16 protein-coding genes and 1 tRNA gene are annotated in these 13,316 nt (G+C 66.2%); 13 read left to right on the top strand and 4 right to left on the bottom strand.

The window, feature by feature from the left end:
* The first annotated feature begins 144 nt into the window (after window positions 1-144).
* A complete protein-coding gene (locus CR919_RS04700) occupies window positions 145-1,335 on the top strand; it encodes a glycoside hydrolase family 18 protein (RefSeq protein WP_099819068.1) in 1,191 nt (396 codons plus the stop codon).
* 103 nt (window positions 1,336-1,438) lie between these two features.
* Window positions 1,439-1,831 carry a VOC family protein gene (locus CR919_RS04705; protein WP_099819069.1) on the top strand — a complete coding sequence of 131 codons (393 nt, stop codon included), beginning with the start codon at window positions 1,439-1,441 and terminating at the stop codon, window positions 1,829-1,831.
* A gap of 25 nt (window positions 1,832-1,856) precedes the next feature.
* Here CR919_RS04705 and CR919_RS04710 read toward each other — a convergent pair whose 3' ends face one another.
* The 3 genes from CR919_RS04710 to CR919_RS04720 are packed head-to-tail and all read right to left on the bottom strand — an operon-like array spanning window position 1,857 to window position 3,986.
* A complete protein-coding gene (locus tag CR919_RS04710) occupies window positions 1,857-3,416 on the bottom strand; it encodes a PepSY-associated TM helix domain-containing protein (RefSeq protein ID WP_099819070.1) in 1,560 nt (519 codons plus the stop codon).
* A gap of 10 nt (window positions 3,417-3,426) precedes the next feature.
* On the bottom strand, window positions 3,427-3,690 hold the full coding sequence (locus tag CR919_RS04715) for a hypothetical protein (protein WP_099819071.1): 264 nt from the start codon (window positions 3,688-3,690) through the stop codon (window positions 3,427-3,429).
* The gene (locus CR919_RS04720) at window positions 3,690-3,986 is read right to left on the bottom strand and encodes a hypothetical protein (protein WP_025876254.1); all 297 of its coding nucleotides are present in this window, start codon (window positions 3,984-3,986) and stop codon (window positions 3,690-3,692) included. Before CR919_RS04720 ends, CR919_RS04715 begins: the two co-directional genes overlap by 1 nt.
* Before the next feature lie 417 nt (window positions 3,987-4,403).
* On the opposite strand from CR919_RS04720, the gene thrS reads away from it, so the two are divergent.
* The 11 genes from thrS to CR919_RS04775 all read left to right on the top strand — a co-directional run bounded on the left by thrS (window position 4,404) and on the right by CR919_RS04775 (window position 12,875).
* Window positions 4,404-6,305: a threonine--tRNA ligase gene (gene thrS / locus CR919_RS04725; RefSeq protein WP_099819072.1), complete on the top strand. Its 1,902-nt coding sequence runs from the start codon at window positions 4,404-4,406 to the stop codon at window positions 6,303-6,305.
* 49 nt (window positions 6,306-6,354) lie between these two features.
* Window positions 6,355-6,897 carry a translation initiation factor IF-3 gene (gene infC, locus CR919_RS04730; protein ID WP_089236282.1) on the top strand — a complete coding sequence of 181 codons (543 nt, stop codon included), beginning with the start codon at window positions 6,355-6,357 and terminating at the stop codon, window positions 6,895-6,897.
* A gap of 274 nt (window positions 6,898-7,171) precedes the next feature.
* Window positions 7,172-7,369: a 50S ribosomal protein L35 gene (gene rpmI / locus CR919_RS04735; protein WP_002811096.1), complete on the top strand. Its 198-nt coding sequence runs from the start codon at window positions 7,172-7,174 to the stop codon at window positions 7,367-7,369.
* 11 nt (window positions 7,370-7,380) lie between these two features.
* Complete coding sequence (gene rplT / locus CR919_RS04740) at window positions 7,381-7,740, top strand: 50S ribosomal protein L20 (protein WP_005410435.1); 360 nt, start codon at window positions 7,381-7,383, stop codon at window positions 7,738-7,740.
* A gap of 194 nt (window positions 7,741-7,934) precedes the next feature.
* On the top strand, window positions 7,935-8,930 hold the full coding sequence (gene pheS / locus CR919_RS04745; protein WP_049468839.1) for a phenylalanine--tRNA ligase subunit alpha: 996 nt from the start codon (window positions 7,935-7,937) through the stop codon (window positions 8,928-8,930).
* A gap of 83 nt (window positions 8,931-9,013) precedes the next feature.
* Window positions 9,014-11,410, top strand: a complete 2,397-nt coding sequence (gene pheT, locus CR919_RS04750) for a phenylalanine--tRNA ligase subunit beta (protein WP_099819121.1) — start codon at window positions 9,014-9,016, stop codon at window positions 11,408-11,410.
* Window positions 11,411-11,437: 27 nt separating this feature from the next.
* Window positions 11,438-11,737 (top strand): integration host factor subunit alpha, encoded by a 300-nt coding sequence (locus CR919_RS04755; RefSeq protein ID WP_005410432.1) that lies wholly within the window; start codon window positions 11,438-11,440, stop codon window positions 11,735-11,737.
* Window positions 11,718-12,074 carry a MerR family transcriptional regulator gene (locus CR919_RS04760; protein ID WP_005410431.1) on the top strand — a complete coding sequence of 119 codons (357 nt, stop codon included), beginning with the start codon at window positions 11,718-11,720 and terminating at the stop codon, window positions 12,072-12,074. The genes CR919_RS04755 and CR919_RS04760 overlap by 20 nt, the downstream gene beginning before the upstream one ends.
* Window positions 12,075-12,141: 67 nt before the next feature.
* Window positions 12,142-12,218: transfer RNA gene (locus CR919_RS04765), tRNA-Pro, on the top strand.
* Between the two features lie 118 nt (window positions 12,219-12,336).
* Window positions 12,337-12,540, top strand: a complete 204-nt coding sequence (locus CR919_RS04770; protein ID WP_099819073.1) for a hypothetical protein — start codon at window positions 12,337-12,339, stop codon at window positions 12,538-12,540.
* Window positions 12,534-12,875, top strand: a complete 342-nt coding sequence (locus CR919_RS04775) for a phosphotyrosine protein phosphatase (RefSeq protein ID WP_099819074.1) — start codon at window positions 12,534-12,536, stop codon at window positions 12,873-12,875. The genes CR919_RS04770 and CR919_RS04775 overlap by 7 nt, the downstream gene beginning before the upstream one ends.
* Here CR919_RS04775 and CR919_RS04780 read toward each other — a convergent pair.
* Entirely contained in the window at window positions 12,845-13,294 is a 450-nt protein-coding gene (locus CR919_RS04780; protein WP_099819075.1) for a GNAT family N-acetyltransferase, read from the bottom strand. The genes CR919_RS04775 and CR919_RS04780 overlap by 31 nt on opposite strands.
* Window positions 13,295-13,316: the final 22 nt, after the last annotated feature.

Genomic DNA, 13,316 nt, shown 5'->3' on the forward strand with positions numbered 1-13,316 from the left:
AGCGAAGTGCTTTCGACATAGCGCAGCCACGTCGGTGTCAGCTTCCCTTGCCCGGCTATTGTCCAGCGGACGACTTGCACGGACATCCGCACCCTGGAGCGATCTGTTTGCTAACGTGGCTGCGCCTTCGACCCGGGAGTTTCCATGTTCCGCCAGACCATGGCCGTACTTGCAGTGCTGATCGCCAGCGCCCTGCCCAGTGCAGCGCAGGCAGCGCCGGCGCAACCGCCGATTTTCGGTGCGTACTATCCCGGTGGTTCTGCCGAGCGTTATCCGGTATCGAGCATCCCGGCCGAACGACTCACCCATCTGTTCTATGCGTTTTCCACCATCGAGGACGGGCGCTGTGCGATCGGAGCCGAGGCGCCGGCCAACTTCGCCGCGTTGGCCGAGCTCAAGCGCCGTCATCCGCATCTGCGCACGTTGATTTCGATCGGTGGCTGGGGCGCGGGCGGATTCTCCGACGCAGCACTGACCGAGGCCAGCCGCAGGCGCTTGGTCGACTCGTGCATGGCGTTGTTCTTCGAGCGCCATGCCGGCAGTTTCGATGGCGTGGACATCGACTGGGAGTTCCCGGTCAGCGGTGGCCCGAAGGAGCTGGCGCACCGGCCGCAGGACCGCGCCAACCTGACCAGGCTTGCGCAGGCCTTCCGCGTGGCGCTGGATGCACGTGGCAGAAAGGCGGGGCAGCCGATGCTGCTGACCGCGGCGCTGGCCGCGGGTCGCCTGCAGACCGATGGGCCCTACGATCCCGCCGCCAGCTACGATCTGCCGGCGTTGGCCAAGGTGTTCGATTTCATCAACCTGATGAGCTACGACATGGGCACCGGCTTCTCGGCGGTGTCGACCTTCAATGCGCCCCTGCATGAAGTGCCGGCCGACCCGCTGGCGCCAGAACTGCGGCGCTGGAACAACGTCGCCGGTGCCGTGCAGTACTACCGCGAGCACGGGGTGCCGGCGGACAAACTGGTGCTGGGCGTGCCGTTCTATGGGCGCGGTTTCAAGGTGACCGGCGAGTCGGCGGATGGCCTGTACCAGGCCTACAGCGCTCCGGCCGATGCCGGTGACTGGCGGGTGATCAAGGCGCGCTATCTCGACCAGCCGGGCTGGAGCAAGCACTGGCAACCGCAGGCGCAGAGCCCGTGGCTGTACAACCCGACCGAGAAGATCTTCATCAGCTATGAAGACCCGCGCTCCATCGGCCTGCGGGCGCAGTTCGCGCGCGAGCAGGGCCTGGCTGGTGTCTTCATGTGGGAGCTGACCGGTGACGACGAGCAGGCCAGTCTGCTCAACGCCATGCTGGCTCCCTGGCAGAAGGCCCGCGTCGGCGACTGACCGCTTCAACATGTTCGAGCCAGTCCGGGTTCGGCGGTTCCAGGCACGGCCTGCGGCCCGAAACCGCACATCTGCGCCACGCACGCAGCGCTAAGCTGCGTGCATGATCATCATCGACCGCTTGGACCATCTGGTTCTTACCGTTGCCGACATCGAACGCAGCTACAACTTCTACCAGCGCGTGCTGGGCATGCAGGTCGTGCGCTTCGGTGCCGGTCGCGTCGCCCTGCAGTTCGGCCAGCAGAAGATCAACCTGCACCCGGCCAGCGCGCCGCTGCAGCCCCACGCCCTGCAGCCTACCCGCGGCAGTGCCGATCTCTGCCTGATCACCTCGATGGGAATACAGGCGATGCTGGGCCACCTGCAGGCAGAGCAGGTGCCGGTTGAAGAAGGGCCGGTGCCGCGTACGGGAGCGCTTGGGCCGATCGAGTCGGTGTACTTCCGTGATCCGGATGGGAACCTGATTGAAGTTGCCCGCTACGTGGACGCCACGTAACCGCGCAGGCTGCGAGCAGGCCTGGTCAGTTTGCCCACACGCTGTTGGGGTCACCGTTGCGGGCCCGCCGCTGGCTCGCATATGCCAGGCGGGCAAAGCCAAAGGCCATCGCCAGTGCCATCGCATCGATCCAGAACAACGGCCAGTGGCCGCGTGCGGCGGCCAACCACAGCCAGTCACCGTTGAGGGCGCCGTGTGCCACCGGCACCAGCGCGGTGCTGATCGCTGCGGCCCATAGCAGCTCGCGCGCCGCCTGTGCCGGGCGGCGCAGGGCAGCCCACAGCGCACACGCCGCCCAGGTCACGAAGCAGGCCCAGCGGATGCCGTGGTCGACCTGGGCAGGTGCGACCCGCTCCAGCACCAGTGCGGCGACGAAGGCCACCGAGATCGCCACGCACAGGCCGATGCAGACACCCACCGTGGCCCGCGCCATGTTGACGGCCGCGCGCGACTGCTGCGGCTGACGGCGCTTGCGGCGCGACTCGATCCACAGCAGGTTGCCCGAATAGAACAGGAAGGCGCCGCCGAGGCCGAGCAGGAAATACAGCCAGACCACCACGCCATTGCCGAATTCGCCGAAGTGCAGGGCATAGGCGGCACTGAGCGTGGCGTGGTTGGCATCGCGTTGGCCAGGCAGCTGGCTGGCCAGCACGCGGCCGCTTTCGACATCCAGCGCGACAGCACCGAGCGGGCCAAGCGTGCCGCTGGCCTCGCCGGTGATCTCGATGGTCGCGTTGGCATCACCGCCATTGGCCAGTTTCAGGTAGGCCGGTTCAAAGTTGGCCACGCCCTGCGCGCGCGCCACTTCCAGCGCCCGTGCGTGCAGTTCGCGCAGGCTGCCCGGTGCAGCAGGGATGCCACTGGCCTCGCGCAGCGGCGCGGTATCCATCGCCGTCGGTACCGCCTGCAGTGCCTTGCCGTCGTAGATCAGGGGATTCAGTACGGCCATCTGCATGAACACCAGGCAGAGCAGGGCACCGGTGACCGCGAACATCAGATGGAACGGCAGGCTGAGCACGCCGATCACGTTGTGCGCGTCCTGCCACTGCTGCTTGAGGTTGCGGCCCGGGCGCAACGCGAACAGATCGCCCAGCAGCTTGGGCAGGTGGATCACCAGGCCGCTGAGCAGGGCCATGCCGTACAGCAGGCTGACGATGCCCATCACGTAGATGCCGGCCACCGGCAGGCCCAGGCTGTAATGCAGTTCGTTGACCAGTTCGGCCAGCCCGGTCTGCGGTGGCGTCGGGCTGCCGCCGGTCTGTCCCGGCCATGCATAGCGCCAGCTGCCGTCCTCGGCCTGCCAGTAGGCCAGCGGCTGCGGATGATCGGCGCCCGGGAAGGTCATGCCGACGTGGCGACGCGCCTCCGCGTGCGTGGCCAGCACGTCGTCGAGCAGGTACTGCGCGTCATCCAGGCCGGCGGGCAATGCGGTTGCCGCGCCAGGTGTCTGCCACAGCGGGAGATCGTGGTGGAACAGGGTCAGCGCGCCGGCATAGAACGCCACGAACAGCCCGAAGCCGGCGACCAGGCCAACCCAGGTGTGCAGGGTGGTGAACGTACGCAGGGTCTGGGAACTGAATTTCATTCGGTCGATCTCATTGCACCGCGCCGGTCAGGCGCAGCAGGCCGAGTGCGGCGAAGCCAAGGGCCGCGCAACCGGCCAGAGTCAGCCAGGCGCGCAACGGGCTGCGGAAACTGAAGGCCCACAGCGCGGCCAGCATCCACAACGGGACGAACGCGATCAGGCTCGGCACCAGGGCTTTCTGCCAGGGGCCCGGCGGCAGCCAGGCGACCAGGCCGGTCGCCGCCGCGGCAAGGAAGAAGCCGGCGACGATGCCGGCCAGTGCGCGCGACCACATCAGCGCGGCTCCACATCGGGGCGGTGCCACGCGGCCAGTGCCGGCAGCAGCATGGCGGCCAGCATCCAGGTGCACAGCATCGCCACCAGGCCGGCGGCAAAGCCCAGTTCGGCCATCCACAGCCACAGTGCGGCCACGGCAGCGACCAGGCCGATCTGCCGGCCCAGGCGCCCGGCACGGCGCAGCCGCGGCCAGCGGCAATGCGGGGAGGCGGCATAGAAGGCCAGCGCGGAGAACATCGCCGACAGCATGCCGAGGCTGCAGAAGCCCAGGGTCGACAGGCCGACGGTGATCATCGGGGGCTCCGGGCCCGGCACAATGCCGGTGAACGCGGGGCACGGGCGGGACCGGCGGGCGCCGGTCGGGGCGGGTGGCGCATTGCAGGGTCCTGGGGGAAGCGGGCAGGCCGGCACGGGGGCTGGCTGCGCGCACATGGTAATCATTGCGTTTTCACGCCGCCAGCCAGCGCCATTCAGGCGCCGCTTGGGCTTTGTCGGCCACTGGTTTAAGATCATCGGCAACCCCATCCTGGAACAAGGTGGCCCGCGCCCAGCGCCGGCCGAGCGTGCGACATGAGCACTACCACCGCCCACTGTTGACCTGCCCCGAAGGCCCTGCATTCCAGGCGCCCTCGCGGCGCTTTTTTATTGCCCGGGCGTTGGCCCGGGAGCGCTTTCCAGCCCGCCCGGCGGGCCCCGCATGAAGCCATTGCAATGATCACGATTACCCTTCCCGACGGCAGCCGCCGCGAATTCGAACATCCCGTCAGCGTCATGGACGTCGCCCAGTCGATCGGCGCCGGCCTGGCCAAGGCCACCATCGCCGGTTCGGTGGATGGCGTGCTGGTCGATGCCAGTGACGTCATCGAACACGACGCCTCCCTGCGCATCATCACCGCCAAGGACGAGGAGGGCGTGGAGATCATCCGCCACTCCAGCGCCCACCTGGTCGGCCACGCGGTCAAGCAGCTGTACCCGGACGTGAAGATGGTCATCGGTCCGGTGATCGCCGAAGGCTTCTACTACGACATCTACTCCGAGCGTCCGTTCACGCCCGAAGACATGGCGGCGATCGAAAAGCGCATGGGCGAGCTGATCGCGCAGGACTACGACGTGATCAAGAAAGTGACGCCGCGTGCGGAAGTCATCGAAATCTTCAAGGCCCGTGGCGAGGACTACAAGCTGCGCCTGATCGAGGACATGTCGCCTGACATCCAGGCGATGGGCATGTACTACCACCAGGAATACGTGGACATGTGCCGCGGCCCGCACGTGCCCAACACGCGCTTCCTGAAGGCCTTCAAGCTGACCCGCATTTCCGGCGCCTACTGGCGCGGCGACGCGCAGAACGAGCAGCTGCAGCGCGTCTACGGCACCGCCTGGGCCGACAAGAAGCAGCTCGATGCGTACATCAAGCGCATCGAAGAAGCGGAGATGCGCGACCACCGTCGCATCGGCAAGCAGCAGGATCTGTTCCACCTGCAGGAAGAGGCCCCGGGCCTGGTGTTCTGGCACCCGAAGGGCTGGGCGCTGTGGCAGGTGGTCGAGCAGTACATGCGCAAGGTGTACCGCAGCACCGGCTACGGCGAAGTGCGCTGCCCTCAGATCCTGGACGTGTCGCTGTGGCAGAAGTCGGGCCACTGGGACAACTACCAGGACGCGATGTTCTTCACCGAGTCGGAGAAGCGTACCTACGCGCTGAAGCCGATGAACTGCCCGGGCCACGTGCAGGTGTTCAACCAGGGGCTGCACAGCTACCGCGACCTGCCGATCCGCTACGGTGAGTTTGGCGCCTGCCACCGCAACGAGCCCTCCGGCGCGCTGCACGGCATCCTGCGCGTGCGTGGCTTCACCCAGGACGACGGCCACGTGTTCTGCACCGAAGACCAGGTCGAGGCGGAAGTGACCGCGTTCCACCAGCAGGCGCTGGCGGTGTACCAGCACTTCGGCTTCGAGGAGATCCAGGTCAAGATCGCGCTGCGCCCCGAATCGCGCCTGGGCGATGACGCCACCTGGGACAAGGCAGAGGGCGCGCTGCGCTCGGCACTGTCCAGCTGCGGGGTGGAATGGCAGGAGCTGCCGGGCGAGGGTGCCTTCTACGGCCCGAAGATCGAGTACCACCTGAAGGACGCCATCGGCCGCACCTGGCAGCTGGGCACCATGCAGGTCGATTTCATGATGCCCGGCCGTCTGGGCGCTGAATACGTGGACGAGAACAGCCAGAAGAAGCATCCGGTGATGCTGCACCGGGCCATCGTCGGCTCGATGGAGCGTTTCCTGGGCATCCTGATCGAGCACCATGCCGGTCAGTTCCCGGCCTGGCTGGCGCCGACCCAGGTGGTGGTGGCCAATATCACCGATGCGCAGGCTGAATACGTGTCTGCCGTGACCAAAAGCCTTGCGGATCAAGGCTTCCGCGTCAGCGCCGATTTGCGTAACGAGAAGATCGGCTATAAGATTCGCGAGCACACGCTGCAGCGCGTGCCGTACCTGCTGGTCATTGGTGACCGCGAGAAGGAAAACGGCGCTGTGGCGGTGCGTACGCGTTCTGGCGAAGATCTCGGCAGCATGAGCCTTCAGGCCTTCACCGAGCGGCTCCAGGCCGAGGGCGCGTAAACAAAGGTCCGGCCCGTGCGCATTGGCGCCCGGGCCGGGTTCGACACCCTTGGGAGATCGCAATATCAGTACCCCTGACAACAAACAGAACCGCAAGAATCAGGAAATCCGTGTGCCGCGCGTCCGCGTGATCGGCAGTGACGGAGAAATGATCGGCGTGTTGACGCGAGACGAAGCGTTGTCCATGGCCGAAGATGAAGGCCTGGACCTGGTCGAGATCCAGCCGCAGGCCGACCCGCCGGTGTGCAAGATCATGGACTTCGGCAAGTTCAAGTTCGAAGCCCAGAAGAAGGCCAGCGAGGCCAAGAAGAAGACCAAGCAGGTCGAGATCAAGGAAGTGAAGTTCCGTCCGGTCACGGACGAGGGCGACTACCAGATCAAGCTGCGCAAGATGCGCGGTTTCCTTGAAGAAGGCGACAAGATCAAGGTCAACATCCGTTTCCGTGGCCGTGAAATGAGCCACCAGGAACTGGGTCGCGAGATGGCCAGCCGGATCGAGGGTGATCTGGGCGAGGACATCGTCATCGAATCCCGTCCGCGCCTGGAAGGGCGTCAGATGGTGATGATGATCGCGCCGAAGAAGAAGACCTGAGGCCTGACGGGCTGCCTCGCGGGGCGCCTGGCGGCTGAATGGATGAAGGTGAAGGGGCGCCGCTGGCGTCCTTTTGCTTTTCCGCGACCGGCGCAGCCCGGTTGCGGATGAAAAGCTGTATGGGGGCTGGTTACAGGGCGGTTTTGCCTGTATCATGCCCGGCTCGACCCACCCAGGACGGGTCGTACGCCGATCATGGCAGGACGGAAAGAGCGGCCCAGGCCGCCGCCAGATCAGTCAGAAACCAGGGTCATATCCCATCAAGGACATTGCAATGCCCAAGATCAAGACCAACCGGGCGGCGGCCAAGCGTTTCCGCAAGACCGCCTCGGGCAAGTACAAGTGCGGCCACGCCAACCGTAGCCACATCCTCACGAAGAAAGCGACCAAGCGTAAGCGTAACCTGCGTCAGACGAATCACGTCCGCGCAGAAGACGCAGGCCGTCTGGACCGCATGCTCCCTTACCTCTGAGGAACTGAAAAATGGCACGAGTTAAGCGTGGCGTACAGGCGCGTCGCCGCCACAAGAAAATCCTTGATCTGGCGAAGGGCTACTACAATGCCCGTCGCAAGGTCTTCCGCGTCGCCAAGCAGGCGGTCATCAAGGCACAGCAGTACGCCTACATCGGCCGTAAGCAGAAGAAGCGCAACTTCCGTTCGCTGTGGATCACCCGCATCAACGCGGCTGCCCGCATCAACGGCCTGAGCTACAGCCGTTTCATGAACGGCCTGCTGAAGGCTGGCATCACCCTGGACCGCAAGGTTCTGGCTGACATCGCCGTGCACGACGCAGCTGGCTTTGCTGCACTGGCCGAAAAGGCCAAGGGCGCACTGGCGGCATAAGTCCTTCCCGATGCCGTTGCCGTTCACGGAGAACGGTGTCAGGTAGAGGCAATGCATGGGGAAGGGCGCAAGTCCTTCCCCATTCTTTTTTGTGCCGGGCGCAGCTGTGCAGATGGCGGGCGACCGGCAAGCGGTGGCGACGGCGCGGCCCTTCGCGCATCGCGATGGCAGACCGACTGGAGTTCCGGCTACCCATGAGCGACATTCAATCCCTCACTTCCCAGGCGCTGGCCGACGTGGCCGCCGCGCAGAGCCCTGACGCGCTGGAGCAGCTGCGCGTGGCCCTGCTTGGCAAGAGCGGCAGCATCACCTCGCAGCTCAAGCAGCTCGGTGCGCTGCCGGCCGACGAGCGCAAGGCCGCCGGTGAAGCCATCAACCAGGCCCGCGATGCGCTGAGCAGTGCGCTGGGCGAGCGCAAGGCGGTGCTGGAAGACGCTGCGCTGGACGCGCGCCTGGCCGCCGAGGCGATCGACATCACGCTGCCGGGCCGCAGTGGCGAACGCGCCGGCCTGCATCCGATCACCCGCACCCTCGAGCGCATCACCGGCATCTTCGGCCGGCTGGGCTACGAGTTGTCCGAAGGTCCGGAGATCGAGGACGACTGGCACAACTTCGAGGCGCTGAACTTCCCGCCGCACCATCCGGCGCGCGCGATGCATGACACCTTCTACTTCGGCGACGGCCGCCTGCTGCGCACGCATACCTCCGGTGTGCAGGTGCGCTACATGGGCGACCACGCGCCGCCGCTGCGCATGATCGCCGCTGGCAAGGTCTATCGCAGCGACAGCGACCAGACCCATTCGCCGATGTTCCACCAGGTCGAAGGCCTGCTGGTCGACGAGCATTCGACCTTCGCCGACCTGAAGGGCACGTTGTCCGAGTTCGTGCGCGCGTTCTTCGAGCGCGATTTCGAGATGCGCTTCCGCCCCAGCTACTTCCCGTTCGTCGAACCCGGCGCGGAAGTGGACATCGCCTGGCAGCAGCCCGACGGCAGCACCCGCTGGCTGGAAGTGCTCGGCTGCGGCATGGTCCACCCCAACGTGCTGCGCAACGTCGGCATCGATCCGGAACGCTACACCGGCTTCGCCTTCGGCATGGGCGTGGAACGCTTTGCGATGCTGCGCTACGGCGTCAACGACCTGCGCGCGTTCTTCGAGAACGACGTGCGGTTCCTGAAGCAGTTCGCGTAACGCATTAGGTAGCGCCGGGCCGTGCCCGGCGGACTCAACAACGCAGGCCCAGGCGCATGCGCCGGGCCCACCAGGGTGACACCATGAAATTCTCCGAAAACTGGCTGCGCAGCCACGTCCCGACCACTGCCTCGCGCGATGAGCTCAGCGCAGTGCTGACCGCCATCGGCCTGGAAGTGGAAGAGGTGACCGCGCTTGGCGATGGCCTGCAGCATGTGGTCGTCGCGCGCATCGTCGAAGCCGAGCGCCATCCCGAAGCCGACCGCCTGCAGGTATGCAAGGTTGATGCGGGCCAGGCTGAGCTGCTGCAGATCGTCTGTGGTGCGCCGAATGCGCGCCCGGGCCTGGTCGCGCCGCTGGCGATGGTCGGTGCGCAGATCGGTGAATTGAAGATCAAGCCGGCCAAGCTGCGCGGCGTCGAATCCAACGGCATGCTGTGCTCGGCCAAGGAGCTGGGCCTGGACAACGATGCCTCAGGCCTGCTGGAACTGCCGGACGATGCGCCGGTCGGCCAGACCCTGGTGGAGTACCTCGGCCTGCCGGACGCCAGCATCGAGATCAAGCTGACCCCGAACCGCGCCGACTGCTTCAGCATCCGCGGCATCGCCTACGACGTTGCAGCAGCGACGCGCAGCGAAGTACTGGATTTCATCGCAGAGCCGATTGCTGCCCAGGGCAGCCGCGAGCTGGCGATCCAGCTTGATGCCGGTGCTGAAGCGCCGCGCTATCTCGGTCGTGTCATCGAAGGTGTCAACGCCGCGGCGAAGACCCCGTTGTGGATGGCCGAGCGCCTGCGCCGCAGTGGTGTGCGGCCGGTGTCGCTGCTGGTCGACATCACCCAGTACGTGATGCTCGAGCTGGGCCAGCCGATGCACGCCTACGATCTGGGCACCCTGCAGGGCACGATCGGTGTGCGTCGTTCGCGCGCCGGTGAAAGCCTGAAGCTGCTGGATGGCCGTGATGCTGCGCTGGACGACAGCTTCCTGGTGGTTACCGATGCTGACCGTGCGGTCGGCCTGGCCGGCCTGATGGGCGGCTTCGACACCCGCGTCACCGACGCCACCACCGCCGTGTTCCTGGAAGCGGCGCACTTCGCGCCGGCCGCGATCATGGGCCGTGGCCGCAAGCTCGGCCTGCACACCGATGCCGGCCACCGCTTCGAGCGTGGCGTCGACCCGGCGCTGCCGCGTACCGCCATCGAATACGCGACCCGCCTGGTGCTGGACCTGGCCGGCGGTACGCCGGCGCCGGTGACCGAGGCGGTACATGCGGCCGACCTGCCGCAGCCGGCCACGATCCTGCTGCGCCGCGCGCGCATCACCCGCGTGCTGGGCATCACCATCGACGACGCCGAGGTCGAGCGCATCCTGCGCGCGCTGGGCATGCAGGTGGTGGTCGCTGGGGAAGGCTGGCAGGTCACTGCGCCGAGCCGCCGCTTTGACATCGCCATCGAAGAAGACCTGATCGAGGAACTGGCCCGCATCCACGGTTACGAGCAGATTCCAACCACGCTGCCGGGCGGTGCCTCGCGCGTGGCGATGCCGAGCGAAACCCAGCTGGACGCGTTGAGCGCGCGCCGCCAGCTGATCGCCCGCGATCTGCAGGAAACCGTCAATTTCGCCTTCGTCGACGACGGCCTGCTGAGCCACTGGCAGCTGCGCGATGCTCTGGTGCCGCTGGCCAATCCGCTGTCGGCCGAACTGGCGGTGATGCGCCCGTCGCTGCTGCCGGGCCTGGTCGCCACCCTGGGCCGCAATGCCGCCCGCCAGCTGGGCCGCGTGCGCCTGTTCGAGCTCGGCCGCGTGTTCGCCCAGCAGGGCGGCGACGCGTCGCTCGGCGAAAGCCGGCCCGCGCCGCTGGAAACCCCGCGCGTGGCCGCTGCGGTCTGCGGTGACGCGCAGGCGGTGCAGTGGGGCCTGCCGACCCGCAAGGTCGATTTCCATGACCTGAAGGGTGACCTGGAATCGCTGGCCGCCGCCAGTGGCGCGGTCCTGGAGTTCCGCCCGTCCACCCGTGCCTACGGCCATCCGGTGCGTTCGGCCGAGGTCTTCCGCGACGGTGTGGCGATCGGCTGGATCGGTCAGATCCACCCGCGCCTGGCCAAGGCGATGGACATCGACGTGGACGTGTACGCCTTCGAGCTGGATCTGGAAGCGCTGTCCGCCCGTGCGCTGCCGCGCGCCGGTGAACTGTCGCGCTACCCGGCGGTGCGCCGCGACCTGGCCTTCCTGGTGCCTGAACAGGTGGCCTGGAGTGACCTTGCCGCGACCATCCGCCAGGCGGCCGGCCCGCTGCTGCGCGAGCTGAACCTGTTCGACCGCTATGTCGGCCAGGGCGTCGAGCCGGGATTCAAGAGTCTCGCTATGGGCTTGATTTTGCAGGACAAGTCGCGCACTCTGACGGACCGCGACGTGGAAGCGGTAGTGGCCGAGGCGGTCACTGCCATCGAGCGTGAACACCACGCCCGGATCCGCGGCTGAGCGGGCAGCACTCGGGGGTAGCAGGCAATGGCATTGACCAAGGCGGAGATGGCGGAAAAGCTGTTCGACGAAGTCGGTCTGAACAAGCGGGAAGCCAAGGAATTCGTCGACGCGTTCTTCGATGTGCTGCGTGAAGCATTGGAACAGGGACGTCAGGTGAAGCTGTCGGGCTTTGGCAATTTCGACCTGCGGCGCAAGAACCAGCGCCCGGGTCGCAACCCCAAGACCGGCGAGGAAATTCCGATTTCCGCCCGTACGGTGGTTACCTTCCGTCCGGGCCAGAAGCTCAAGGAGAGGGTGGAAGCTTATGCTGGATCCGGGCAGTAACCGCGAACTTCCGCCGATTCCGGCCAAGCGCTACTTCACCATCGGTGAAGTCAGCGAACTGTGCGACGTCAAGCCGCACGTGCTGCGTTACTGGGAAACCGAGTTCCCCAGTCTCGAGCCGGCCAAGCGCCGTGGCAACCGTCGTTACTACCAGCGCCACGACGTGCTGATGGTGCGGCAGATCCGCAGCCTGTTGTACGAACAGGGCTACACCATCGGTGGCGCGCGCCTGCGCCTGGATGGTCCGGATGCGCGCGAGGAATCGGCCTTGAGCAACCAGATCATCAAGCAGGTGCGGATGGAACTGGAAGAAGTGCTGCAACTGCTGCGTCGCTGACCCATTTCCGCCGTAATCCGCTATACTTCACGGCCCGCCGTACTGGCGGGCACATCGCAGCATCAGTCGGGGCGTAGCGCAGCCTGGTAGCGCATCTGCCTGGGGGGCAGAGGGTCGTCGGTTCGAATCCGGCCGTCCCGACCACTGTGATGAAACAGACAAGCCTGCGCAGCGATGCGTGGGCTTTTTTGTTGCGGCGTTGTATCCTGCGCGCACTCGTACTACCGCGGCTGCTGAACCCGGTACTCACGAGAATACGATCATGGAAACGCAAAGGAACCGCGCCTGGAGGCGCTCGCAGTCGCGCCACCACGGCGGCGACCACACGGCACCACTGCCGATCTTCAAGCCGGAAAAGAACTGGAAGCTGGTGTATACGCGTGGCGACAAGCTGCTGCGGGCGCGCCAGCTGGGTTTCACCTATCCGGTCCGCAGCCCGCGACAACTACTGGATCAGGAATGTTGAACCTGTTGTTTGTCTGCAGCCGCAACCAGCTGCGCAGCCCCACCGCCGAAGCGATGTGGCAGCGCCGGCCAGGTATCAGTGCGTGCTCGGCTGGTACCAGCCCGCACGCGCGCCGGCCCATCAGCCCAGCGGATATCCGCTGGGCGGATGTCATCTTCGTGATGGAGCCCAAGCACCAGCATCGGCTGCAGGCGAATTTCGCGCGCCTGCTTGAACACACGCCGCTGCACTGCCTGGACATCCCAGACGACTATCGCTGCATGGACCCGGCGTTGATGGCGCTGCTGGAAGCGAAGGTCGCCCCTTACCTCGCATCGTCAGCGGTGAAGCGGTAGATCAGCTCCGGGTCGTCTTCGTCGAGGCCGTGCACGATTCCGCACTGCACGAAGCCAGCGGCTGCCAGCAGCCGCTGCATGTTGGTATTGGACTGGTTGGTCGAGGTGAAAAGCCGGGCACCTGCGCTGCGCGACGTTGCATGCAGAAGCAGCGCGCGACCAACGCCGTGTCCGCGCAGCGGCGCGGCCACCATCAGCATCTCGATGAAGGCTTCACCGAAGAAGTGCCGATGCTGCACGCGGTAGCCGGCCAGCGTGCCATCGAGCTCGGCAACGTGCATGTGGCCGTCCGCCAGCCACTGGCCGATCTGCACCGCACGTCGTGGGTCATGCGCCGCAACGCTGTCGAGGGCGATCAGTGCCGGAAGATCCGTGCATTCGGCCTCGCGTATCCGAAGTGGCGGAGCCTGCAGCGTCATCGCCGACGGCTGCACAGCAGCA

Origin of the sequence: Stenotrophomonas sp. LMG 10879 (assembly GCF_002750935.1) — a bacterium.
GTDB classification, from domain to species: domain Bacteria; phylum Pseudomonadota; class Gammaproteobacteria; order Xanthomonadales; family Xanthomonadaceae; genus Stenotrophomonas; species Stenotrophomonas lactitubi_B.

What these genes read in the sequence shown, in the direction of transcription:
- CR919_RS04700 (WP_099819068.1), top strand. Translation starts at nt 145, where the DNA reads ATGTTCCGCCAGACCATGGCCGTACTTGCAGTGCTGATCGCCAGCGCC.
- CR919_RS04705 (WP_099819069.1), top strand. Translation starts at nt 1,439, where the DNA reads ATGATCATCATCGACCGCTTGGACCATCTGGTTCTTACCGTTGCCGAC.
- CR919_RS04710 (WP_099819070.1), bottom strand. Translation starts at nt 3,416, where the DNA reads ATGAAATTCAGTTCCCAGACCCTGCGTACGTTCACCACCCTGCACACC.
- CR919_RS04715 (WP_099819071.1), bottom strand. Translation starts at nt 3,690, where the DNA reads ATGTGGTCGCGCGCACTGGCCGGCATCGTCGCCGGCTTCTTCCTTGCC.
- CR919_RS04720 (WP_025876254.1), bottom strand. Translation starts at nt 3,986, where the DNA reads ATGATCACCGTCGGCCTGTCGACCCTGGGCTTCTGCAGCCTCGGCATG.
- thrS (WP_099819072.1), top strand. Translation starts at nt 4,404, where the DNA reads ATGATCACGATTACCCTTCCCGACGGCAGCCGCCGCGAATTCGAACAT.
- rpmI (WP_002811096.1), top strand. Translation starts at nt 7,172, where the DNA reads ATGCCCAAGATCAAGACCAACCGGGCGGCGGCCAAGCGTTTCCGCAAG.
- rplT (WP_005410435.1), top strand. Translation starts at nt 7,381, where the DNA reads ATGGCACGAGTTAAGCGTGGCGTACAGGCGCGTCGCCGCCACAAGAAA.
- pheS (WP_049468839.1), top strand. Translation starts at nt 7,935, where the DNA reads ATGAGCGACATTCAATCCCTCACTTCCCAGGCGCTGGCCGACGTGGCC.
- pheT (WP_099819121.1), top strand. Translation starts at nt 9,014, where the DNA reads ATGAAATTCTCCGAAAACTGGCTGCGCAGCCACGTCCCGACCACTGCC.
- CR919_RS04755 (WP_005410432.1), top strand. Translation starts at nt 11,438, where the DNA reads ATGGCATTGACCAAGGCGGAGATGGCGGAAAAGCTGTTCGACGAAGTC.
- CR919_RS04760 (WP_005410431.1), top strand. Translation starts at nt 11,718, where the DNA reads ATGCTGGATCCGGGCAGTAACCGCGAACTTCCGCCGATTCCGGCCAAG.
- CR919_RS04770 (WP_099819073.1), top strand. Translation starts at nt 12,337, where the DNA reads ATGGAAACGCAAAGGAACCGCGCCTGGAGGCGCTCGCAGTCGCGCCAC.
- CR919_RS04775 (WP_099819074.1), top strand. Translation starts at nt 12,534, where the DNA reads ATGTTGAACCTGTTGTTTGTCTGCAGCCGCAACCAGCTGCGCAGCCCC.
- CR919_RS04780 (WP_099819075.1), bottom strand. Translation starts at nt 13,294, where the DNA reads ATGACGCTGCAGGCTCCGCCACTTCGGATACGCGAGGCCGAATGCACG.